Annotated in this window: 2 protein-coding genes and 2 riboswitches; both genes read right to left on the bottom strand. The window is 43.9% G+C overall.

Going from position 1 to position 1,755, the window contains the following annotated elements:
* Positions 1-66: 66 nt before the first annotated feature.
* Positions 67-870, bottom strand: a complete 804-nt coding sequence (locus tag IEX98_RS14110) for a transglutaminase domain-containing protein (RefSeq protein ID WP_188889867.1) — start codon at positions 868-870, stop codon at positions 67-69.
* A 14-nt stretch (positions 871-884) separates the two neighbouring features.
* A riboswitch (cyclic di-GMP riboswitch) is annotated at positions 885-970 on the bottom strand.
* Positions 971-1,022: 52 nt separating this feature from the next.
* Positions 1,023-1,101, bottom strand: a riboswitch (cyclic di-GMP riboswitch).
* Positions 1,102-1,224: 123 nt separating this feature from the next.
* Positions 1,225-1,755, bottom strand: a 531-nt coding sequence (locus IEX98_RS14115) for an LPXTG cell wall anchor domain-containing protein (protein ID WP_194458320.1), incomplete at its 5' end; no start/stop codon positions are given.

The raw sequence follows: 1,755 nt of genomic DNA on the forward strand, positions 1-1,755 counted from the left end.
AGATTCTTTTTATATGTACAAAAAAGAGACTTGCGCGGGATGCGCAAGTCTCTTTTTCTTCTACTATTAATATACTTTTGCCGTTGTATATTTCGAAGCTTCTTTCACAAGCTCGAACTTCTTATTCGACTTTTTCAGACCAGCATCAACTGTTGTATCGATCGTTACCCATTTGCCGTCAAGGAACACTTCGTTCCAAGCGTGGTATTGAGTTACGTATGTCGAGTTGCCCATCACAAGCTTAGTCGGAATATCTACGCTGCGCAGCATAGCTGCAAACAATGCCGAGTAGCCGTAGCAAATATCTTTCTTCGTGCTAAGCGTCCGGTCAATGCTTGGCAGGTATTCAGTCGGCAAGTTGTTAGCCAAGTCATAATCATAATCTACATTCTTAATAATGTAATCATAAATCGCTTTTACTTTCTCAGCATCGTTCTTCTTGTTAGCCGTCAGCTCTTTAGCCTTTTGAATCGCTTTATTCGTATTGCTCCATTTCACGTTTTGTACCGAGTTCAGGAAAACTACCTTCGTGTCGTTAAGCTTCAAGCTAACAACTTCTTTGCTTACTACTTTATATTTGTTGCCGGTTGTGTTCTCAAGAATCGAAATCGTGTAGTCTCCATTGCCAAGTTGCAGTGGAAATACCTCTTCACTCGAGCTTGCCAGCGTATATGTATAATTGTCCTTGCCTTTCGCTACCATTACTTTCGTCTTCACATTCGACTTTACATCATATTTAACGCCTACTGTACCATTATTAATGTTAGCAGTATCCAACCATTGTGCACCAGCGCTTGCAGCTGCTGTTGTCACTTGAATCGATGTCGTAATTACAAACACGGCTACGAGCATAAGGATTAGCTTACGCATGGATTAAAACTCCCTTCGGTGGCCAGGCTGCCATCTCATTAAGAGAAAAGGCCCTTTAGCTTTGCGTCCCTACCTTTCGATAGGTTTGCCATTATCGTATAAAGTTTTCGAACATACGTTCGCTTATCGACAAATAAAAAAAGCCTGTTTCTTTCGGTAGCTGGCTGCCATCATACGGAAGGCCCTTTAGCTTTGCGTCCCTATCTTTCGATAGGTTTGCCGTTATCGTGATTAGCTTTGTCTAGTACTAGATTACCATATTCTATAAAAAAATCAACTCTATTTAATAGATTATTGAAAAAAAATAGAGGACCAGTCCTTTATGGACTAGTCCTCTATTTAAGTAAACATTACTTATGCATTATTTTTCTTCTTAAGAAGCAGTATTCCGCCCAACAATGCGAGCATAGCTCCTGCCAAGTAGATTGGCAATGAACTGGATTCGCCTGTTTTAGGCAATGCGCCCAGCGGTACTTCTTCATTAATATCTACAGACTCAGAATCGCTTCCAACAACTGCAGTAGGCGCAGGCTTATCATTCGATGTACCTGTATCACTACCACTACCCTGATCGACTGGTCCCAATGGATTCTCATTGTCGTCTATTACCACTTCTTCATCTGGTGTCGAAGAAGGCGTAGGGTCAGTTGACGGCGCTGGTGTAGGAGTTGGCTCCGGTGTAGAACCTGGTGTTGCTCCCGGTGTTGGACCAGGTGTCACTACCGGAGTTGGCTCCGGCGTTACCACTGGTGTTGGCTCCGGCGTTACCACTGGTGTTGGCTCCGGTGTTACTACTGGAGTTGGCTCCGGCGTTACCACTGGTGTTGGTTCCGGTGTCACTACTGGAGTTGGCTCCGGCGTTACCACTGGTGTTGGTTCCGGTGT

Origin of the sequence: Paenibacillus radicis (ex Gao et al. 2016) (assembly GCF_014641555.1) — a bacterium.
In the GTDB taxonomy this organism is placed as follows: domain Bacteria; phylum Bacillota; class Bacilli; order Paenibacillales; family Paenibacillaceae; genus Pristimantibacillus; species Pristimantibacillus radicis.